17 protein-coding genes are annotated in these 22,076 nt (G+C 42.6%); 6 read left to right on the top strand and 11 right to left on the bottom strand.

All coding sequences use genetic code 11. The features are described from left to right. Positions 1–238 precede the first annotated feature (238 nt). The 3 genes from LEP1GSC194_RS06265 to LEP1GSC194_RS06255 are packed head-to-tail and all read right to left on the bottom strand — an operon-like array spanning position 239 to position 3,013. Positions 239–1,090 (bottom strand): DUF2797 domain-containing protein, encoded by an 852-nt coding sequence (locus LEP1GSC194_RS06265; RefSeq protein ID WP_017809472.1) that lies wholly within the window; start codon positions 1,088–1,090, stop codon positions 239–241. Beyond that, the gene (locus tag LEP1GSC194_RS06260; protein ID WP_020772823.1) at positions 1,087–1,782 is read right to left on the bottom strand and encodes an LIC_11883 family protein; all 696 of its coding nucleotides are present in this window, start codon (positions 1,780–1,782) and stop codon (positions 1,087–1,089) included. The genes LEP1GSC194_RS06265 and LEP1GSC194_RS06260 overlap by 4 nt, the downstream gene beginning before the upstream one ends. After that, positions 1,751–3,013, bottom strand: coding sequence for an exo-beta-N-acetylmuramidase NamZ family protein (locus LEP1GSC194_RS06255; protein ID WP_020772901.1), 1,263 nt, complete (start codon positions 3,011–3,013; stop codon positions 1,751–1,753). Before LEP1GSC194_RS06255 ends, LEP1GSC194_RS06260 begins: the two co-directional genes overlap by 32 nt. Before the next feature lie 65 nt (positions 3,014–3,078). Between LEP1GSC194_RS06255 and LEP1GSC194_RS06250 the strand changes: the two genes are divergently transcribed. Together LEP1GSC194_RS06250 and LEP1GSC194_RS06245 are read left to right on the top strand one after the other, a co-directional pair. Then, positions 3,079–4,317 carry a lipoprotein LipL46 gene (locus LEP1GSC194_RS06250; protein WP_020772733.1) on the top strand — a complete coding sequence of 413 codons (1,239 nt, stop codon included), beginning with the start codon at positions 3,079–3,081 and terminating at the stop codon, positions 4,315–4,317. A gap of 309 nt (positions 4,318–4,626) precedes the next feature. After that, positions 4,627–5,172, top strand: coding sequence for a c-type cytochrome (locus LEP1GSC194_RS06245; protein ID WP_020772878.1), 546 nt, complete (start codon positions 4,627–4,629; stop codon positions 5,170–5,172). 500 nt (positions 5,173–5,672) lie between these two features. Here the strand turns inward: LEP1GSC194_RS06245 and LEP1GSC194_RS06240 are convergent, their stop codons facing one another. The 7 genes from LEP1GSC194_RS06240 to LEP1GSC194_RS06210 form a co-directional block, all read right to left on the bottom strand. Next, positions 5,673–6,971, bottom strand: coding sequence for a hypothetical protein (locus LEP1GSC194_RS06240; RefSeq protein ID WP_020772828.1), 1,299 nt, complete (start codon positions 6,969–6,971; stop codon positions 5,673–5,675). 1,499 nt (positions 6,972–8,470) lie between these two features. Then, positions 8,471–9,322 (bottom strand): flagellin N-terminal helical domain-containing protein, encoded by an 852-nt coding sequence (locus LEP1GSC194_RS06235; protein WP_020772736.1) that lies wholly within the window; start codon positions 9,320–9,322, stop codon positions 8,471–8,473. A 455-nt stretch (positions 9,323–9,777) separates the two neighbouring features. Next, positions 9,778–10,623 (bottom strand): flagellin N-terminal helical domain-containing protein, encoded by an 846-nt coding sequence (locus LEP1GSC194_RS06230; protein WP_002994206.1) that lies wholly within the window; start codon positions 10,621–10,623, stop codon positions 9,778–9,780. Between the two features lie 603 nt (positions 10,624–11,226). Beyond that, on the bottom strand, positions 11,227–12,588 hold the full coding sequence (locus LEP1GSC194_RS06225) for an ankyrin repeat domain-containing protein (protein WP_020772845.1): 1,362 nt from the start codon (positions 12,586–12,588) through the stop codon (positions 11,227–11,229). 243 nt (positions 12,589–12,831) lie between these two features. Beyond that, entirely contained in the window at positions 12,832–14,175 is a 1,344-nt protein-coding gene (creD, locus tag LEP1GSC194_RS06220; RefSeq protein WP_020772919.1) for a cell envelope integrity protein CreD, read from the bottom strand. Positions 14,176–14,252: 77 nt separating this feature from the next. Continuing rightward, entirely contained in the window at positions 14,253–15,683 is a 1,431-nt protein-coding gene (gene creC, locus LEP1GSC194_RS06215; RefSeq protein ID WP_020772932.1) for a two-component system sensor histidine kinase CreC, read from the bottom strand. A 4-nt stretch (positions 15,684–15,687) separates the two neighbouring features. Beyond that, positions 15,688–16,365, bottom strand: a complete 678-nt coding sequence (locus LEP1GSC194_RS06210) for a response regulator (protein WP_036041645.1) — start codon at positions 16,363–16,365, stop codon at positions 15,688–15,690. A gap of 153 nt (positions 16,366–16,518) precedes the next feature. Between LEP1GSC194_RS06210 and pdhA the strand changes: the two genes are divergently transcribed. The 4 genes from pdhA to fliG are packed head-to-tail and all read left to right on the top strand — an operon-like array spanning position 16,519 to position 20,919. Beyond that, a complete protein-coding gene (gene pdhA, locus LEP1GSC194_RS06205) occupies positions 16,519–17,499 on the top strand; it encodes a pyruvate dehydrogenase (acetyl-transferring) E1 component subunit alpha (RefSeq protein WP_020772817.1) in 981 nt (326 codons plus the stop codon). Beyond that, positions 17,499–18,473: a pyruvate dehydrogenase complex E1 component subunit beta gene (locus LEP1GSC194_RS06200; protein ID WP_017809912.1), complete on the top strand. Its 975-nt coding sequence runs from the start codon at positions 17,499–17,501 to the stop codon at positions 18,471–18,473. Before pdhA ends, LEP1GSC194_RS06200 begins: the two co-directional genes overlap by 1 nt. A 21-nt stretch (positions 18,474–18,494) precedes the next feature. Continuing rightward, on the top strand, positions 18,495–19,886 hold the full coding sequence (locus LEP1GSC194_RS06195; RefSeq protein WP_020772774.1) for a dihydrolipoamide acetyltransferase family protein: 1,392 nt from the start codon (positions 18,495–18,497) through the stop codon (positions 19,884–19,886). A gap of 13 nt (positions 19,887–19,899) precedes the next feature. Continuing rightward, positions 19,900–20,919, top strand: coding sequence for a flagellar motor switch protein FliG (fliG, locus tag LEP1GSC194_RS06190; protein ID WP_036041578.1), 1,020 nt, complete (start codon positions 19,900–19,902; stop codon positions 20,917–20,919). 464 nt (positions 20,920–21,383) lie between these two features. Here the strand turns inward: fliG and LEP1GSC194_RS06185 are convergent, their stop codons facing one another. After that, the gene (locus LEP1GSC194_RS06185) at positions 21,384–21,692 is read right to left on the bottom strand and encodes an LIC_10421 family protein (RefSeq protein WP_036041642.1); all 309 of its coding nucleotides are present in this window, start codon (positions 21,690–21,692) and stop codon (positions 21,384–21,386) included. Positions 21,693–22,076: the final 384 nt, after the last annotated feature.

Raw genomic sequence — 22,076 nt, 5'->3', positions numbered from 1 at the left:
GGAAATTTAGGATACGAGTAAAAACTTAAATGTCGAAAAACGACGTCGGAAGAAGTAAAAATCAATTATTTACGATGAACTGCGAGCAGATGTTGAAATAGTCGGTCTTATTTCAAAGATAGATCTCGATAATCTTTTAAAAATCAAGGAGCGAATCCTAATACTAATAAATTAGAATTCTATCATCCCTTCGAAAGAATGTCGTTTAACATTTTTGATAAAACGAAAAGGATTCAAATCATTCCGCGCTCAAAACCGTTTCGTAACCGCCGTAGGCGCGTATATTGATGACCCCGGATGGAAACAAAAGATATTGCCCTTTGATCCCGGTAAGAACGTCTTCGATCACCGGATTTTTGTCAGGTGCAAGCGATTGTATTTTGGATGGATAAGATCGAACGGGATAACGAATGAGAGTCGGCTCAGTTTGAGTAGAAACCTTATAATCCAAGTCCAGATCCAAAGTTCCTATCTTTTGGATGAATTCTTTTTTTCTCTCGGAAAGATCTACCTCTTCCGGATCACCGGCCACCATCTTCTGCCAAGTCGTTCGATCGGACAAAACTTTAGAAAGTTCTTTTTCGATGATTCCCGCATCCCTTCTCGAAGTGACTTCCACAAGGGGAATTCCCTGAACGGCTCCCTGATCCACCCATCGATTGGAGACGGGATTTTCTTTGGTGATTCCGACTTTGATCGCGGAACTGTTTGCGAGATACACCGTATGGGAAATAAAACAGTGAGATTCTCCCCAATCCGGTTCTCTGCAGGTCCCGAGATGGAAATGGCAAGTATCCGGTCTTAAAATACAAAGATCGTTTTCGGCTAACGTTTGAAAACAGGTAAAACAATTTCCCTGGTTGAAACTTTTTTTAGTAATTCTTCCGCAGGAAACGCAGCGTATCCTACCGGTAAACTCCAACTTAATCTTTTTATCCAAGTAATTTAGAATATCAGAATTTTCTTGAATATGGGCTTCTTGTTTTTCGGAAGAATTCGAATCGTACTTCGCCGTGACCCAGATATATCGAACGGGATCGATCCCTTGATGATCCATCATTCTTAAAAAACCGGAAGCGATTTGTTTCATGGAAATAAAATTTCCCTTCCGCTAAGCGGTCTGCGTATCGGATCCGTTTTCACTTCCAGGATCGCGTTCAATTTGGAGCCGGACCAGTCAAAAATGAGAATCCTGTCCTGAAACTCGTAATGACTGAGTTGTCCGTTGTTTAGATAAAATGCGCGTAAGGATTCTCCCGGATTTTCTTCCGAATCGATTTTCACCACGTTTTTTCCGGAAATCGTGGTTCCCGAGTATAATTGAATATTCTTATATACTTTCAAACCCGGATTGAGTCCGTAGGCCGAATGGGGAGAAAGAGTTTCGGAAACGGATTCGGGAAGTCTTTCGGAGATCGGAGAAGAGGATATCGTTTCAGGCGAAGGTGTCGACTTTTGTGACTCGGACGGATATTGCTGTTTTAAGAGTCCGCAGAAAAAAGGTCCTGGAAGCGGAGGAACGGGAACCTTACAAACCCCGTCTTCCCATATCTGCTCCCGATCGATCGTGTATTCTTTTCTTAAACTCTGCGCGACCTTCGCGTAAGTGTAGTATTTAAGTCTTCCGATCAATTCTCTGAGGGAATATTCCTTCCAATCCGAATTTTGTGCAAAGACGGAAACATTCAAAAATGAGAATACAATACAAAACGCGACCGTTCTTAAAAGAACGCCGAGCTTGATTTTTCTTTTAATAGAGATAATACTTTTTGATCTTCTCATTGTATTCTTTCTCGGTAGAACTTAAATATTCCGAATATTGATCGTAGTTTTTTCCGGAGTCGACCGCTTTTCGAAAGGATTCCGTTCCCCAAAGAAAATCGACGTTATACGTTCCGTCGGGATACGATCTCCATTTGAATTCTTTATAATTCGTTTTTAGGGTCGTAATCAATTGAAAAGCCATCTTGAGAGGATCGTATTTTCGATTCACAACGGTTAGGCGTAAACCCCTACAAATTTCATTCTTGTAAGGACCGAACACCGGTTTGAAAAATACGGTTTGATAATAGTAGTCCCCCCCGGACTTTTGATTCAATTCTTCCGCCAATCTTTCCGGTTCGATCATCCAAGGCGCTCCGAAATAAACAAAGGGAGCGGTTGTTCCTCTTCCCACGGAAACGTTCACTCCTTCCAATAGAACCAGTCCGAGATAATTGATCGCCGAGTCTACGGTCGGCAAATTCGGAGAAGGAGTCGTCCAAGGAATTCCTTCCTTATCCCAATCGAAAGAACGTTTGGCATTTTTAGGAGATACGATTTCCAACCGAACTTTTTTATCCAAATATTCCGCGTTATAATAGGCCGCCGATTCTCCCAAGGTCAAACCTCCGAAGAAGAGGGATGGAAATTCTCCCGCAAAGTTTAAAAATCTTTTATCGATCATCTCCCCTCTTCCTTTTAAATAAAGAGCCGGATTGACGTGATCCAATACGATGAGTCTCGTATTCGCGGCGTCCGGAATTCCGTCCATGACCCTTTTTAAAACGGTCAGGTAAGTATAACATCTCATCCCCATATCTTGGACGTCGAAAAGAATCGCATCCGCACCTTTTAGAATCGCGGGAAGTTCCGCGTTCTTCACTCGATAGATATGATAAATCGGAAGATTGAAAAATTCATCCACGGTTACTGGAGATTTACTGAAGTCCTCTTCCAATCCCAGAAATCCGTGTTCCAGTCCGATGAGGTGTTTGATTTTTACGTCGTGTTTTTTAAATTCTCTCAGAATTCTTTCGGGGCTTCTGCCGATTCCAGAGGGATTTGTGATGAGAATCACGTTCTTCCCGGAAAGTCCGGGAAGAATATTCGAGTAAAATTCGATTTCGGAAGGTATGAGTTTCGATTCTGCGATGTGCTTACGAAAACTTTTTTCCGCGCAGGCAACCGAAGGCAGAAGGAGAAAAAAAATGACTGAAAGAAAGAATTTTTTCTTTATTTTTGTGTAGAGCATCCGAGAATTCCTATTTTGTTTAAGAAAATCCCTCAAACCTATTCTTCAAGGAGAAAAACGACACAATGAATCGTTTCCCTACCACCAGGCTAATCGCGGCCTTAGCAGTTATTTCCTTCGCAGTCAGCTGCGGTTCTTCCGGATCCACTCGTGGTAAGAAGAAAGAATTCTACGAAAAAGAAGGTAACAAGGTTACCGTAATCGGCGAAGCTCCCATCTACAACGGAGACAAGCAGATCGCAAAACAAAGAGCTCTGAAGGACGCAAAAATCAACGCGGTTCGTAAGGTGATCGGCGAAGAAATCAGTAGCAAAAGTAAGGCTTCCGACGGGGAAAGTTTAGGTTCCAGCCTTCTTTCCAAAACGGATGCGTTCGTTAAGAGTTACGATATCATCGACGAAACGGAAGGTAAAATCGACACTCAGCCTATGTTAAAACTTACGGTTAGATGCGAAGTGGAAGAATCTAAAATTTCCACCGCGGTCGACAACCTCCTCGCAGACGTTGGAAACCCAAGAGTTGCCGTTTTAGTTCTCGGTAAAGTGGGAGGAGCTCCCGTAATTCCTGCCGGTCCAAACAACTTCGGAGAGGCTGAGATCATCAAAGCTCTGAAGAAAAACGGAAACAAGATCATCGATCCTGCTCTTACCGCAAAAAAAGTGGGTAAGAATCAAGTAGACGCTGAAAATGTGGAAGGTTCTCCTTTGATCAAGATTCTTGCCGAAGCTCTTCAAGCGGAAGTATTGGTTCTCGCAACCGTTGAAACCGAGGATCAACAACCTTTGGATTCGGTAAACGGAAAAGCTCTGGAAAGAACCATCTACAACACTGCGGCTACTGGAACTTACAAAGTAGTTCTTCTTTGGGGTGATGGTAAGATCGTAGACAGCGGAACGGCTGACGGACGCGGCGCGGACATCACTCAAAAAGTATCCAGAGAAAAAGCGATCAGCGAGTGGGCGACTTCCGTTTCTAAAAAAGTAAACAATCAGTTGAAAGAAGAATGGTTCAATCTGACCGAAAACAACCCGATCGTTCTGAAGTTTACAGGACTGAGCGCGGACGAAGCGACTAAGTTCAAGGATGATCTTACCGAGTTTACCGCCGTAAAAGAAGTGAACGTAAGAACCTCCGATACGAACGGTTCCGAGTGGGAAGTGGTTTATCCCGGTAAGGATTCTCTCTTTCAAGAAGAACTGGTCTACAAAAAAGACAGAGGTTTTTCTTTCTTAGCGACCAAGTCTTTGGAAGTAAAATCTGCGACCCGCGGTGTGGTTAACTTAGAATTCAAACCTTTGAAATAAGACTTTAAACAACAATTCTAAGAAAACTGAAAATACCCGGAGCTTTATAACTTCGGGTATTTTTTTGTCCTCACACAAATTGTTTTCCGCTTTTGCGAATCGGATACGCGGAAGATTTTCGAACTCTTTCAAGAATCATTTGTAAATCAAAAATTCAAATCGGCCTTCGATCCATCAAAGCATTCAAAAAAAACGAACATTCCTTTTTTCGATAGCCTTCTTTTTTGAATTCCGGAATCTGCCTTACGATAAAGCAAACGATCGTATCTGGCACGGTCGACTTTTTATAAAATACAATTAGGAAAGTTTATGAAAAAAATTTTTTCTACGATTTCGATATTCACTTTCGCGATCACTCTTTTCGCAAACTGTTCGAAGAACGACGGTAATTCGCGCGTTGAACGAGGTAAAAAACTGGTAACGGTTGCAGGATGCAGCGATTGTCATACCGCAAAAACGATGACTCCGCAAGGTCCCGTGCCGGACGTTTCCAAATTTTTAGCGGGATATTTAGAAACGAATCCATTGCCGGATTACAAAAGTTATAAAAATTCTCCCTGGCTTTTATTTACCGGAGATCTTACCGCAGTCGTCGGTCCTTGGGGAGTCAGTTTTGCGAAGAATCTAACGCCCGATCCGGAAACCGGTATCGGCGGTTGGACCGAAGAAATGTTCATTCAAACGGTTCGTACTCAAAAAAGATTGGGAGTCGGAAGACCGATTCTTCCGCCTATGAACGGAATTTTTATCGGAAACATGAATCCTCTCAGCGACGAGGAATTGAAGGATATCTTTGCTTATCTTAAATCTTTAAAACCGGTCAGGAACAGAGTTCCCGAACCGATCTTAAACTAATATTTTTGCGAAAACACAGAAACCAAAACGGGATTGAGTTTTCAATCCCGCGAGCAAGATCGCTTTCTACAAATTCATTGAGAAGCTTGTCCCAAAACTAAAAAAAGAAAAATGCGAGAACCCTAACATGAACCGTCATCCCTTCCGGCTAAAACGCGGTAGTTCCCACGTTTCAAGTGGCGAGGATTTAGTGGATAAAGGTTAGGACTTTACAACCTTGTCTGACATCTAAAAACGTGCGTTGGGTATAACCTATGCGAAAGCGATTGAAGCGGAATCAACAAATTGAAAGAACAAAAAAATTTTGCTTTTAGAGCAATCTGTCAATTTGTTGATTGGAGCAGAAAGCGCGGTCCCTCACCAGTTAGTGAGCGTTGCGAGCATTAAAACTGGTGAGGGATTCGCCCAATCTTTCAACCGTCGAATTCACGTTATCTTATATCTCGAAATTTAAATTTTCCGAAAATCAATAGGGTTTTTACGATCATTGCCGGATCAATTTACCATAACCAATAGGCTTCCAGAAAACCCGCGTTCAACCCTAAGGCGGAAGACCGCTGCACGATACATCTTCTAAACGGAGAATACTCCCATTTATTGTAAGGTTTTCTATCAAAAAGCCCTATGATATCCGTAAAGTTTTGATCCAACAAACAATGATAATTGAAGAGAGGAAATCCGCCCTTATCCTTTACGTGTATTTTAGAAGCCTGAAAGAAATAAATATCCATGGATTCCGCGAGTTCGTTACCTTGATCCTTGACCGCACTGATCAGATTTTTCAACCCGTTCTGCAACGGATATCCCAAATGAACCAAAACGCCGACTCCTTTTATGAGCATATAATGATTAAAGAAATTGGCGTCCTCCACCTGAACGATCAGCCCTGCAAAAACGGAACCGAGAGTTATAATTTCCCGCCAAGCGCCCAGATCCGTCATCTGACCACGAACGATGTATTTCAAAATCACTTCGTTGATTTTGGCCACCGGATTGGTCGCAGGATTATGATCTCCATATCGAAGACTCACGTTATTAAAATCTCTTACTTGATAATTGTTAGCTTCATAGTAAGCCAAAAGATCCGTACAAATCTGAACGATATCCGGTTTTAACTCGTCCACAAAAACATAAGTCCAATAAAGTCCAACAAGCGAATGAATCACCGCATCCAGAGAAAAATCATATCTGAATTTATACCGTTGGTCTTCAAACGTATAATCGTTATATCTCATGGATCCGCAAGATATATTGTCGGGAGTTACACCCACAGTTCCATTCTTATTACAAGGTAAAAATTGATCATAGGCTTCTACGTTGACAAAGTTTCGACCGAGTCCTCCCCGATTGAGGGATTGCATTAACTTATAATAATTAACGTATCTCTTAATCAGGACAAGCGTATCCGGATCGCGAGTATTCTTATATTTCCAAGCCATCGCGTGAAGAGTCACTCCTACGTTGAGAGTCGCATCGCCGGCCTCTTGCCAATTATACTTTCCAACCCCGTTAAAAACGACATTATCATGAAAATCTAAACCGCGATACTCCACTTGACCCAGCGGTCCCGTTAAATGTTTAGCGTTTGAAAATACCTGGCCTTCTTTAAAAGAATTCATCTCTCCGACCAACCATGCCAAAAGCATAATATCCTTGTTGGAATTCTTTTTTTCAGGGATACAAAAAGACGCCGACGAAAAAATTAAAATCAGCGAAAACCACTTAATTCCTGCCTGAACTATTGTTGACGGATTTAGTCTCAAAGCTTTCGCCTCTGAAACTTTTTGTTTCTTGTTCACTCTTAACACTCCATTACTCGATAATATTTCCAAACCAAGTCGTTCCAATTCACTTTAATTTTACAAAAACACAAACATTCAAAAAACACGCAAACAATCGTATCTTCCCAAAAACTCAAATACGATCAAACTACCCAACAAAATTTTTCCTTAACTACGGCCTCCGATGGAACCGAAAGATCGATCGATTGCCCCGGAACAACATTCAATTTTAATGATAAATATTTCCGCTTTTGAATTTTAAAAAAATTCCGACAAAGGATTCGTTTCCAAAAACGACCTCCCGCAAAACATCGCGTCGATTATTTTTTTTACGCGCAATTCTTCTCTAATATTTTTTTACCAATTTTCAAATCAAACCTTTTTATAAAAAAGATACATTACCTTGGTAGCATAAACATTAAAAATACATTATATATAAATCCTACAAAACATCAGACACACACATTTACTCAGAACCATATAAAACAGCGTTTATAATTCTGTCTTTAAAACGGACTCGCCTCAAAACTCACTGCGCTCCGTTACAAACTTGTCCCAAAATTGAAATAGACCGTCCAGCGCCAATAGAAGCGAGACGCTTTACTGATCTCTATAAAATTGAGCGTCTATAATTCTGCATCTAAACGCGGGTTTCGTGCTCAAACTGACGGCATTCTATTTCATAGAGATCAATCGTCACCCAGCTTGATCCTTCCGATAAAGCGGAACTAAGAGCTTGCCCCAAAACCTCGGGAGAAATTTGCAGGAGCGTACTAGGGGTCAGGGTTTTAGGCATCAGTGGATAGGGGTTAGATGTCAGGGTTAAAATTTTTCCGTTTTATCAGTAACGGTAAGAAAGAGATCCCGGTTTCACCGTTCGTTTAAAAACATAGGAAGTTTCCACATTTTTGTGAAACTAAAGTTTCACTCCCTGCCGAATGATCCATCGAGAATGAGGCACCTATTTCAGTGGACACTTCAACGGGAATTCCTGGGAACCGGAACCTTCTTCCAAATCGAATTCAAATCTTCCTCCAGGATACACCGAGGATAGTAAAAACCAATCGAGCCGATATTATAAAAGAGACTCGACCCTGAACTACGATTCAACAAATCAAACACAGGGATACTATATCGATTATTTTTCAGTTCTGATCGTTTTCGACAAGATCAGCCTCAGTGAAAAAAATAAAATAACAAAACTGATCGAAAGAACGGTTCTAAACTTGGATAGAGGCGACATTTTGGAAGTGATATCTCGGGAATAATTTCCACAATCCTACGGAAGAATATCCGGCAATGGGTTCGGCTTGAGTTTTTCTTAAGCAGGCTCTAAACAAAGGGGCGAATTTAGCGCAGGAAGAAAGCGAATCTCAAACCTTTGTAAATCGCACTCAAAAGTGAATTCGAAAAAAAGAATATTCTAAAAACAGATTGTAATAAAATTAAAAAAATCCACCGGAAGAGATGCCTTCCGGTGGAACCTTTTTTTCTACCTTCCCTCCTGGAAGGCTTCCTTAGAGCTGCTGCAGAAGCTTGAGAACTGAATTCGGTTTCATGTTTGCCTGCGCCAACATTGCCGTACCACTCTGCACTAATATTTGTTTTGTGGTCAGCGAGACAACTTCCTCCGCCATATCGGCGTCTCGAATTCTGGATTCCGACGCTTGCATATTTTCATACGCACCCATCAGACCCTTTGCGGTATATTCAAGCCTATTGTAATAAGCTCCCATATCCGCCCTCTGCTTCATGATCTTCGTAAGGGCCGCATCCGCCAAACCGATCACGTCGTTCGCTTCTCCCGGAGAAGAAATCGCAATCGGTCTCCCGTCCGCTTTCACAAGCTTCAGGGCTTTCGAAGTCATTGTGCCGATAAAAAATCTCTCACGCTGATTTTGGTTCGGCCCCATGTGAAACCACATAGACGCGACCCTGGATCCTCTCGCGAATTGACCTTCAAAAAGCTTGAACTTATTAAATTCAGCTTGAGAAGCGATTCGATCGACTTCGTCCACCAGCGCAGATACTTCCACCTGCACAAGCTGCCTATCTTCGTTGCTGTAGATTCCATTCGAGGTCTGGATGGCGAGCACCCGGATTCTCTGAATGATGTTCGACGTCTGTTCGAGGAAACCCTCGGCAGTTTGAATGAAACTCATCCCGTCCTCGGTGTTCCGTTCCGCCTGACGCAGACCGTTGATCTGCGTCCTAAGCTTTTCGGAAACCGCAAGTCCGGAAGCGTCGTCCGCCGCGGAATTGATCCGCATACCGGAAGACAGAGCCTTCATCGTCTTGTCCACAGCAAGCTCGTTGAACTTTAGAGAACGGTGACCATTCACCGCACTCAGGTTGTGATTGATAATCATTCTACACTCCTTTGTAGAGATGAACCGGCAAATCTCCCTATCTGCCGGCCGGACATGGTCTGTCCGGTGCTCCGGGATGGACAGTATTCAGACCACCTGAAAGACCAGGCGTCTACACCGCGGAGTAATATTCGATTATCAATCGCTATTCGTTCAACGAATCTCTTTGATCCCAAAAGGACCACGGAAAGCGAATATTCTAATATTTTAATTTTTACTTAGAATGTTCTTTGACAAAACCTTCCGTCGTACTTTTGGGGAACTTAAAACGCGAACAGCCGCTAAAAGCGGCTTCTTAAAAAGGTCGGAAAAAGGACCGGATGGAATTTAGAAATCAATTCCGGAAGGAAACGCATCCCAATGGAATGCGCTCCTCTTCCGGTCAGTTATTCTCCCGCCTTTACAGTCGCCAAAAAATCGGCGGCCGCAAGATTTTAACCGTTCAGGTTAAAATCTTATCTAAGAAGCTGGAGAACCGACTGAGGTCTTACGTTAGCCTGAGCAAGCATTGCAGTTCCCGATTGAACCAGGATCTGGTTCTTCGTAAATGCAACTGTTTCCTCCGCCATATCTGTGTCCCTGATTCTCGACTCTGAAGCCTGGATATTCTCGTAAGCAACCATCAGACCTTTGGAAGCGTGTTCCAGTCTGTTGAAGTATGCTCCGAGGTTCGCTCTTTGTTTGTTGATTTTCATCAGAGCGTCGTCCAGAGTTCCGATAGAGTCATTGGCAAATTCAGCAGTAGATAGGGTCAGGAGTGAACCGTCAGCCTTAATCAGATTGAGAGATTTCGCAGTCATAGTCGCGATATACACTCTTTCTCTTTGGTGTTGGTTCGGTCCGATGTGGAACCACATAGAAGAAGTTCTAGAACCTCTTGCAAAGTCCCCCTGAAGGAGAGCCATCTTGTTGAATTCCGCCTGAGAAGCGATACGATCGATCTCGTCCACGAGCTGAGAAACTTCAACCTGAATCATCTGGCGATCTTCTGCGCTGTAGATTCCGTTGGAGGACTGGATAGCCAGAACCCGAACTCTTTGAATGATATCGTTAGTTTCCTGCAAATATCCTTCCGTAGTCTGGATCAGTGACATACCGTCTTCGGTGTTTCTTTCTGCTTGTCTAAGACCTTTCACCTGCGTTCTCATTTTTTCAGAAACGGCAAGTCCGGAAGCATCGTCTCCGGCGCGATTGATTCGCATACCGGAAGACAGAGCTTCCATGTTCTTCGCTACTTCGTTATTCTGAAACTTCAGAACGCGATGAGAGTTGATCGCGGCTAAGTTGTGATTGATGATCATGGGTTTCCTCCTTGAAACTGATCATGACTCCGGCATCCGTGCCAGAGCCCCTTGTGAGTTTGGTTTTGGTCGAATATTTATATGTATTGGAAGAATCCGAACGAGAGAATTTATATCCGACGCCTTTTCCTTCCTAATCTATCTTCGGTGATTCGGTCTTTGGGATTGAGTTTAGGATAAGTGCAAATTTTCTCTAAAAATCGTCGTTTTTCGAAGATTTTAATAGAAAATGATGAATTTTAAGGAGTGCAGATTTTATATTTTTTTTTGAAAAAATTGATTCTTATTAGGCTTATCTCTTAAATTCGATCGATTTAGCAATTCTCGTAAGTATTTTTTATTTTCAAATCGACTTTTTCTAAAAAGGAGAAAGCTTTTCAGGACACAATTTGCGTAATTTTCACCCTCAAATTTAGATTTTGCACGGCGCACAAGTCCGCGGGACTATTTCAAATTCAGACTTTACGGCTAAACATTGAAAATGTGGGAACTCCCGTAAATTGCCCTTCCGCTCTGAACAAATTCTTACTACCCCCTTACATAGCTCTTGAGTAATAACAAATAGAAAATTTCGAAAACAACTTTTTTAAAAGTTTTCAAACTCTAACGAGCCAATCCCAACTCGTCGAGGGTTTTCTCAATCAAGGCCAACTGAGTTTCAGAATAGGCTTTTCGCGCTACATCCATCAGATCATACAGATGAACCGTATGATCAATATCGATCGAACGGACATATCGGCTAAGAAGTTCAAGAAATGTTTCTTCTCCAGTGGCAACTAACGCCTGCATTGCATAACCCCCGGCTTCCAGTTCCTCGTGTACATAAATCGGCGGTTCTTCTTCCTTCTCATTTGCATTCAAAATCTGTGATACATAACGAACCACAAGAGGACGCAATTCCGGATCATCCGCACATTTTGAAAAGAAATCGGCTTCATCAACCTCTTCGCCCTGGAATTCCCAATCTAGAAAATGATCCGGATCATCATAGTCCGGATGAGAGAAGACATTGACTTTTAAGTTTTTTGTAATTTGTAACATCTCCTCTAAAATCGCCCTACGATCTTTTCCTTGCAGCCGGACTACGTTGCCTTCGATTTCCAAATCCATTGCGGATTTAGGTTTGCCCTTATCAGTTCCCGTTTTTTTAAGTTCTGCAAGGATCGATTTACGCCCCGATCCGTATTTTGTTACGCAATCGAGCGGGGTCATACCTTTCTCGAAACCGTTTCCATCTTCCGTAATTTTCGCATTTACATCGGCTCCAAAAGAAAGTAAGGTCTTTACCAATTCCAAATCCCCTACCTTACACGCGTAATGCAGCGCAGTTCCACCCGCCTTGCTTACATACAAAGAATCCATTCCTTGCTCCAATAACCAGTAAGCGATTTGATTCTTTTTTTTATTGATAGGAGACCTATCGATCGTTTCCATCAATAGAGTTTCTCCATAATCGTCCGGTTTTTCATTAGAGACTTCGAGACCAAGTTCTACAAGTTTGTTTAACATTTTGATCCCGTCGTCCTGTTGAAAAGAAGACGTCGCCAAAGCCATTCTCTTAAGAAGCGTATTTCCTTGCTGATCGACGCCGTCTACACGAGCGCCACGTTCAATCAAAATGGAAAATGGTTCCCATCGCTCCGAAAGCCAAATGGGAGTCCAATTGGAATTATCCGCGATATGGATGTCCGCACCCGCTCCCAATAGAAGTTCTACGCAATTTTTGTCATACTGCCAAACCGCATTGTGAAGCGCGGTACGTCCGCCTTTGGTTCTATCGTTGACCCTTGCTCCTTTTTTTAAAAGGAGTTCTACTATCTCCGGCTGTTTCATATAAGCTGCGAGAGTGAGTGCATTATCTCCGCCTTCTTCGAATACGGAGGGATCACAACCTTCGTCTAATAATCGTTTTACGGTTTCTACGCTTTTTGCACGGATTGCTTCGAATAGTTCGGATGGATTCATGATTTATAGGGTATTTTCCTATAAAACTGTTTTACGAGTCACGCTTTTTTCCTTGCACGACCGTGTCCACTCACTCGGGAAAGGTTCGGATTAATAATTATTAAAAATTTTCCAATCCGATTTTTTTCTCTTTTGAAAACCTTTAAAACTTCGGAGATTCAAATCCAATAGAAAAGCCCTACTCTTGCGAGTTAGGGCAATCGATCTTGCTTTTCTATATTTCAAAAATCCAATCCAAATTTTTTAGGACGATTCTATCTCCCCCTTTTTGGATCCATACCAATCTATCTTTCGAGTTAAGTGCATCAAAATCGCCAAAAACAAAAAGACGGCGATAGAACCTAAAAGTAGAGAATTATCTTCGGAAGCGAGTATAACGTATAAAAAGGAATACAATCCTACGTAATACCCACCCGCAATGAATCCTCTCTTTCTACTCTGCAAAACGGAACCCGCATAATAGGAGATAAGACAGGAAACGGCTAGGGACGCGGTGATATAAGCAAACGTAAATCCAAAATGTTCGGATAAGGACAAGTTGAGAATATAAAATACCACCATCGCAAATCCGATCATTAAGTACTGGAACGGATGAAGGATCTTTCCTCCGAAAATTTCCAATAGAAAGAAAAGAGTAAAACTGGCGCCAAGAAACAAAATCGCATATTTCAAAGATCGCTCCAATTTCAGATATTGATCGGCTCGAACGATCAAACGAACCCCGTACCCGGAAGATAAAATCTCATTCGAATTTAAATCGTTACTCGAAATTACCTGCGGATAATTTCTTGAAAAATACGAAGATTCCCACGTCGCTTGAAATCCGGTTTCAGAAATGGTTCTTTCCTTCGGCAAAAGATTTCCCTCAAACGAAGGATCCTTCCAGTTTGAAGAGATTTGGACCGTACTCTTTTTTCCAAGAGGAACGAGATGCATAGAATCGGAACCTTGGATAGGAATTTTGATTTGAAACGTGAGTGGATTCTTCAATTCAGAAAGTCTAATTTCGGAATGCAAACCGAAATGAAAATAATCATCTGCAGAAGATCCTCCCGGTTGAAACGTTTTTCTTTTTTCCGCAAAAACCAATTCCATGTCGCTTCCGATTCCTTTAGAATCGCTTACGGAAACGATCAAACGAGCGTTGTCCCATTCAATATTTTTTGTATCTTTCGGAAAATCGGAAACGGTAGGCCGTTTAAAATTCCCTTGGATTTTCAAATCTCCTGCATACAAGATCGCCTCGTAAATTCCTCGTTTTCTTTTTTCCGCTTTTAAATCCGTTTCCAGATTCAATTCTTCCGGTAGAAAATACATTTTTTCGTATACATTTGCTTTTACGAAAACTTCCTTCCCGTTTTTTTCCTCGATTTCTTCTTTTAGTACATGATAAGGAACCACCAAAATAGGACCAGCCACTGTTTGGGACGATCCCCACTTGGAGCTCACTTCTACTGCGGCTTCTGCGGCCCTTTGTTGTCTTTCCGATACTAAGGAATCCACCATCTGGATCGGAATCAAAAATCCAGCTAACAAAATCGCGAGAATGAAAATTCTAAGATTGATAGACGATTGAATTTTAAACATACGTTCTCCTTACCTAAGAAGTATGCACCGATCGTATGAGGAACGGATGAGCGGAGTGTGAGGACTTTGTGAGGATCTTATTTTTGGAAACGATTTTCAAAAAAAATCGTCGCGATTGCTCCGCCCGCTTCTCGATTTTTCACTTCCACTTTCGCTTCGTGTAATTTGGCGATTTCCCGAACAAAGGCAAGTCCTAGGCCCGAACTTTTGCGGCCCGTATCGGGACGAGGAAGGGAATAGAATTTTTCAAAAATTCTTTCCAAAGCGTAAGGGGGAATTCCAGGTCCGGAATCTTCCACCTCTATAAAAGGAAATCCTTCCTTTTTACCGCAACGAACCGTAATCTGAGAACCGGGACTGGAAAAATCAAAAGCATTCTGAACTAAATTTCGAAGTGCGATACTTAAAAAGAAACGATTTCCTTCCACGTAAATCGTTTCGGTTGTTTGTAAGATGTTTACTTTTTTCCGAAAGGATTCGGAAGAAACGGAAGTCGCTACTTCTCTTATCATTTCGCTCAAATCCAAGTTCGGAGTTTTTTCCAATTGGGATAGATTTTCCAATGCGCTCAGTTCCAATAATTTTTCAATGATCGTTTGTATGCGCCTTCCTTCCAATTGAATGTTTGCGATCAAAGAATCCGAACGATCCGGATTTTCAGAAATCAATTCCGCGGATGCGAGTAAAGAAGAAAGAGGGCCTTTGATTTCGTGGGTCATGGACTGTACATAATTTTCCACATATTTTCTACCCGCAAGTTCGCGAAACAATTGATCCATTTCCTCTCCTAAGCCTCGAATTTCCGGTACGCCGATTTTAGGAAAAGGAATTCGTCTTTTGGATCGGAGCGCGGAAACATAATCGGATAATTTTCGGATCGGAGAAAACAAAAAGTATAAAATGCTAATAAACAAAACGATTATAGAAAGCGCCACATACAAACTCAAATTCCAAAATTTCTTTCGAGTCGCTTCTATAAAAGGGATCAAACTGTTTTTGGGTTTGATCACGGTAAGCACGCCGATTGTTTTTCCGGAAAGCCGGATCGGGGCCGCTATAAATAATCCTTTTTCAGAATCGGAAACGAATAAAGGACTCGATCTCGCTCCGTATTTTCCCCTGAGAGTTAAGAAAACGTCGTTCTTTTGGGAATAGTCGAGCCCTTTTCGATGTCCTTCTCCGTCGTAGACCACGATTCCTTTTTCGTCCGTAACGTAGATTTGCAGATCCACTTTCTTCTTGGTGATTTCGAAAATTTTAGAATTCAGATTCCGCTCTTTCGCGATCCGCAACATGGGAGAAAGAATTCGTTCGCTGACTTCTCCCAAAGTAGATCCTTTTTTGGAAAGTTCGCGTTCCAATGAGGAAGCAAGCAGATGGGCCGTATCGTTCATCGATTCTTCGACCGTTTCCATATAACGAGGTCGAATCGAATCCTCGATCTTATCTATGAAGTAGTAATAACCCGCAAAGAAGGCAAAAAAAAACCGATGACGATTCGGATCCAAAGACTCATAACGTTTCCTTTATTCCGTAGCCTTGGCCCCTTCTTGTCTCGATCGGATCGAGATCGGGACGAACTTCTTTCAATCTGGATCGGATATTCTTAATCACAGTATCCACGGCTCGATCGAAACTATCTTCCGGTTCCGTCCAAACCATGTCCATAATTTCTTCCCGAGTGAAAATTTTACCGGGTCGTTTTAAAAACAACAGTAACGTTTTGTATTCGTACGGTGTGAGCGGTAAGGATTTGCCGTAATAATAAACTATCTTACGATCTTCGTCCGTCAAAAACTCGGTTCGTTTTTCTTCGGAGTTTCCGCCGTATCTCCGGAGCACCGCCTTGATTCTCGCGACTAACTCCCGAGGACTGAACGGTTTTACCATATAATCGTCCGCGCCCAATTCCAGTCCGAGAACACGATCGAGTTCGGACTCTCTCGCAGTGAGTAAGATGACCGGAATCGAATCTTTTTTTCTGAGTTCCTTTAAAATCTCAAAACCGTTTTGATCCGGTAAGCCGACGTCTAACACCAATAGATTCGGAGATTCTTTCAGGAGAGAAAGACATTCCGCGCCGGTCATAGCGGAAAGCATTCTAAAACCTTCCGATTCTAAAACGATCCGAATCGTTTCTTGAATTCCCGGTTCGTCTTCGGTGACCAAAATCGTTCGGACTAAACTCATAGAATAAAGTGAAAATCGGATCTTCCTTTTAGGAAAAGAATATTTTCGTTTGTTTTGACTCTTTGGATTTTTTTTCAAACACCGACGAAATCCGTTTGCATATACTTCTAAAGAAGGATACTTTGCGATTGTTTTATCAATTCACAATTTCTTATGAATCAAACCAAAACTAAAAAAGATACTCAAGACTTATTTGAACTCTACAAACAAATGCTTCTCATCCGAAGGTTTGAAGAAGGCGCCGCCAAATCCTACAGCACCGGAAAGATAGGCGGCTTTTGTCATCTCTATATCGGACAAGAAGCGGTAGGAGTCGGATCGATCGCCTCTCTTGGAGAACAAGATTACATCGTTTCCACTTACAGAGATCACGGACACGCACTGGCACGAGGTTTGGATCCAAAGGCTTTGATGGCCGAACTTTTCGGGAAACGAACCGGAATCTCCAAAGGTTACGGAGGTTCCATGCACTTCTTCGATAAGGACAAACATTTCATGGGAGGACATGGAATTGTGGGAGGGCATATCTCTCTCGCCGCGGGAATCGCATACGCTTCCAAATATAAAAACGAAAACTCAGTCACGATTTGCTTTTTTGGAGAAGGGGCGGCAAACATCGGTTCCTTTCACGAAGGAATGAATCTGGCTGCGATCTGGAAACTTCCTCTCGTGATGATCTGCGAGAACAATCACTACGCGATGGGAACTCCCGAATACAGAGCTCTTTCGGTCAAAGACGTTTCGGTTCGAGCGGGCGCCTACGATATTGCGAGAGATCATATCGAAGGAGACGAGGTTCGTAAGGTTCGAGACCACGTAAGCGTTGCCGTGGAACGCGCACGCAGGGGCGAAGGCCCTACCCTGATGGAAATTTCCACGTATCGTTTTAGAGGTCACTCCATGTCCGATCCCGCAAAGTATAGGACCAAGGAAGAATTGGATCGTTATAAACAAAGCGATCCGTTGTTGAAAGCGAAACAGGATCTTCTTCATTCGCAGTGGTCCGAAGAAGAATTAGAAAAACTAGATATGGATTTATCGGCTCAAGTGGAAGAAGCCATTCAATTCGCGGACAAGAGCGATGAACCTCCTCTCGGCTGGTTGTATAAGAACGTTTATGCGGAGGATGTTTGATGGCAATTCTCACATATAGAGAAGCTCTCAACCGCGCCATGTGCGAGGAAATGGATAAGGACCCGAACATCTTTCTCATGGGAGAAGAAGTCGGTCACTATGACGGAGCCTACAAAGTTTCTCAAGGAATGCTTGCCAAGTACGGAGAAAAAAGAGTGATCGATACTCCGATTTCCGAAAACGGTTTTGCGGGTGTGGGAATCGGAGCGGCTATGGTGGGTTTACGTCCTATCATAGAATTTATGACTTGGAACTTTTCTCTCGTAGCCATCGATCAGATCATCAATTCGGCGGCTAAGATGAATTATATGAGCGCGGGACAGTTTCCGATTCCGATCGTATTTAGAGGTGCGGGTGGCGCGGGAGGAAGACTCGCGGCCCAACATTCCCAGTCCTTTGAAAGTTGGTACGCGCATATTCCCGGTCTCAAAGTAATCGCCCCTTATACTCCCGCGGACGCCTGCGGCCTTTTGAAAACCGCGATCGCCGACAATAATCCCACCATCTTTATCGAAAGCGAAGTGTTGTACGGAAGCAGAGGCGAGGTTCCGGATCGGGAATATTCCATTCCGTTTGGAAAGGCCGACATCAAACGGGAAGGATCGGATCTAACAATCATTAGTTGGTCGCGCGCTTTGATGTACGTTCTGCCTGCCGCGGAAAGACTTGCGCAAGAAGGAATCTCCGTGGAAGTTTTGGATCTGAGATCGATTCGTCCTTTGGATGAAGAGGCGATTTATTCGTCCATTCGTAAAACAAATCGAGCTTTGATCGTGGAAGAAGGTTGGGAGGTCGCGGGCTTCGGTTCGCAAATAGCGTATCTCATTCAAAAAAACGCATTCGATCATTTGGACGCTCCCGTGGAAAGAATCACTCAAGAAGACGTTCCGATGCCTTACGCCGCTAATTTAGAAAAGGCTTCTCTTCCGAGCGAGGAGAAAATCGTCTCCAAGGTTCGGGAAATGCTCGAATGACAAGAGTAAGGAATATTCAAAATGGCTAAAATTGCAGAGATGACTCAACTCAGTCCTACGATGGCGGAAGGTAAAATCGTACGTTGGCTCAAACAAAAAGGAGATTCCGTTTCTCCCGGTGAAATTATCGCCGAAGTGGAAACGGACAAAGCCGTGATGGAAATGGAAGCCTTTGAAACGGGAGTTTTGTTGGAAATTCTCGCACCCGAAGGAACTTTACTTCCGGTTGGCGCTCCGGTCGCGATCATCGGCAAATCCGGAGAAGACGTAGCCGCGTTAGTCGAAACCGCAAAAAAATCGATTCCATCGAAAAAGGAAAGTTCGACGACACAATTCGCACAGGCAGGTTCGACACAACCTATAACCACATCGCAAGTTCACACACAAACCGAACCGCAATCAAAAGCGTCGTTATACTCTCAAACTCAAAATGTAACGTTATCCGAGGCGCCGATCGCCGGAAAAAAAACGGAATCGTCTTCGATCGAAACGGTTTCTAGGACTTTTCCCGAATTGCAACGGGAAGAATTTAGAGAATCCAAATCCGTTCGTGCGGGAGGTCCCGTTAAGGCTTCTCCTCTTGCAAAAAATTTGGCCCTTCAAAAAGGAGTCGATCTAGGCGAAGTGATCGGTTCCGGACCAGGAGGAAGAATCATCAAACGCGATATTCTTTCCTATCAAGAAACGGGAAGCGGCAAGAAGGGTTCTTTTGTTAAGCGACAAGATCGTAAATTGGAAATTACCGGAATGCGTAAAACGATCGCGTCTCGGCTCGCCCATTCCACTTCCACAATTCCTCATTTTTATCTTACGTTGGAATTGGACGCAAATCCGTTGGATACTCTTAGAAATTCATACAATAGAGATCTGGGGCTCGAAGGTCCCGCTAAGATCAGCGTAAACGATCTCATTCTCAAGGCTTGTTCTTTTTGTTTAAGAGACGTTCCCGAAGTCAACTCCTCTTGGAGAGAGGATCATATCCTCGAACACGGAAGAGTGGATATCGGAGTTGCGGTTTCCATCGAAGGAGGACTGATCACTCCCTATGTTCGAGACGCGGATAGGAAATCCGTGGGTGAAATCAGCCGTGAAATAAAAGAACTTGCTTCCCGAGCGAGAGAAAGAAAACTCAAACCTGGTGAATACATGGACGGAACTTTTACCGTCTCCAACCTCGGAATGTTCGGAATTTCTTCCTTTACCGCAGTCATCAACGAACCGGAAGCCGCAATCCTCGCGGTCGGCGCGCTTGTGGAAAAAGCGGTTGTCCTACAAGGAAGTGTCGTTCCCGGAAAGACGTTATCTGTCACACTATCCTGCGACCATAGGGTCGTGGACGGAGCGACCGGAGCCAGATTTCTTTCTTCATTTCGAGAATATACGGAACGTCCCCTTCGCCTACTTACGGGTTAAGGACTTTATTTTTGTGGAAAAAGAATCAGCTTCCGGTTCGAGAAAAGAAAAAATCAGAAAATCGGCTTTGCTTCTCTTGTCGCTTAACAAAGAAGACGCGGCCAAGGTTTTATCCAAACTGGACGATTCCATGATCGAAGAAATCGTTTTGGAGATGGCTCAAATCAAATCGATTTCTAGAAAAGAGAAGGAAGACGTTCTCTTAGAATTTAAGAATTCGGTTCTTCCCGGAGACGGAGAAATCAAAGGCGGAATGGACGCCGCCCGAGAAATCCTTCAACAATCCTTGGGAAAAGAAAAGGCGGAAAATATTCTCGGTAAACTTTCGCGGAAAGATATCGAGGATGATTTTTCCTTTTTGAGCGAAGCCGAACCCGGAGTCCTTGCGAGTTTGTTACAACACGAATCCCCTCAAACGATCGCCGTGACTCTCGCGTTTATGAGCCCGAAAAAAGCGGCGGATATTTTAAAATTCTTTCCGGGAGAACTACAGGCCGGCGTCGCCTATCGTTTGGCGAATACGACCAAAACTCATCCCGACGCGATCAAAGAGATCGCGAGAGTTCTCAAGAAAAAATACGAACAAAGAGACAGGTCCGAGTACAGCGAAGCGGGAGGTGCGGAAGCTCTTGCAAACATACTCAACCACATGGACAAATCCCAAGAAGAGAATATTCTCAAAGAACTCGAAGCGAATTCTCCCGAACTTGCAAAACAGGTCAAAGAGAAGTTATACACCTTTGAAGACGTTTTAGGTTTGGATCAAAAGGAAATGAGAATTCTAATCAACCGTCTAAGCGACGACGATTGTTTGAGTATGGCCTTGCGAGGGGCCGGAGACGAACTCAGAAATCATTTTTTAAACGCGATGTCCAGAAACAGGGCCGCGGAAATTATGGATATGATGGACATTCGAGGCAAACTTACGTTACGCGAAATCAACGACGCAAGAAATATAATTTTGAATCTGATCCGAGAATTGGAAGAAGAAGGAACGATCTTTGTCAAAAAAGACGGAGAAGAATATATTTAAGCGTTTTCCCGATAGATCTAACGATCAAAATCAAAATACGGTTTAGGAAAATCTCGTTATGAATTCCCGCTCAACCTGCCAAAATTCTCACAAAAGCCTTTTAAAAAACCTTTGGAGATTCGATTTCCGGATTTGAGTTCGCAAGGATTCGACAACTTACTTTTTCCGGAAGCAACCGTCTACACAACCGTACTTTTTAAATATCCTAAAATTTGCTGAACTGTCTTAGATGAAAAAATTACTCATAACTATATAAAGTATCTAATATTTTGCATTGAAGCAGTGTTTTACGATAAAAATTAGCGGTACTCAATTTTATAGAGATCAGTAAAAATAGATCGGGAGAAAGAGTTCAAAAAATGTTTCGTTAGTTGCCTCTCTCGTAAGCGACTAACGAAGAAAATAGAAAAGTCTATAAATTAAAAAATTTGAATTTGTTTAATGACAAACTCAAAACAAATCATTTAAAGATTATTAGCTTCACGTTCATAAATACTCGCTTCTTTTTCACAGTGTTCCGCTAATTTTTTGTATTTATTGTGTTCTTCTATAGAAGAAATCGCTTTTCCACCTTTACTCAGATTGGATAGGTTTTTATACTTTTCTGCAAGATCCTTATGGTCCTTCGCTTTCTTAATCAGATACTCTTTTGCAATCTTTTTTAATTCCGGATTCGTCGCCTCTTTGATTAACAACTCTTCTATTTCCGAAATTGCAAAAATTCCGCTGGAAAATCCTAATAGGAAAAGTATTAAAATTATAATCTTCTTCATGATTTTTTCTCCAAGCACGTTTGTATAACCTCGTATATTTTCCACGAAAAGAGCTTCGTAGTCGATTCAAAAACGAGCAAAGTTTTCCATTTCGTATGTGAATGTTATACGCAAATTTCACCTAAGTATTCGGGTAAAATTTTGCAATTGCAAAATCTCGTATGGACGACAAAGAATGCCCTTATGATTTACGGAACTTACGTTTTACTGTCAAAACTCATCTTACCGTCCCAGAAAATGTGTGAGTTCCCACATTTTTAGAAAAGATTCCTCGAATTCAGAAAATGCGAGAACTCCAATTGTCCATTACGGATTTAAAAAAGTCCGAATTTACGTTTTCACTACTTTATCGTAAGTTTAACCTAAGCAAGATTGGGCGAATGA

Origin of the sequence: Leptospira alstonii serovar Sichuan str. 79601 (assembly GCF_000347175.1) — a bacterium.
Taxonomy (GTDB): Bacteria; Spirochaetota; Leptospiria; order Leptospirales; family Leptospiraceae; genus Leptospira; species Leptospira alstonii.
Note: the sequence above shows the minus strand (reverse complement) of the source record. Positions and strands in the feature narration are given on the sequence as shown.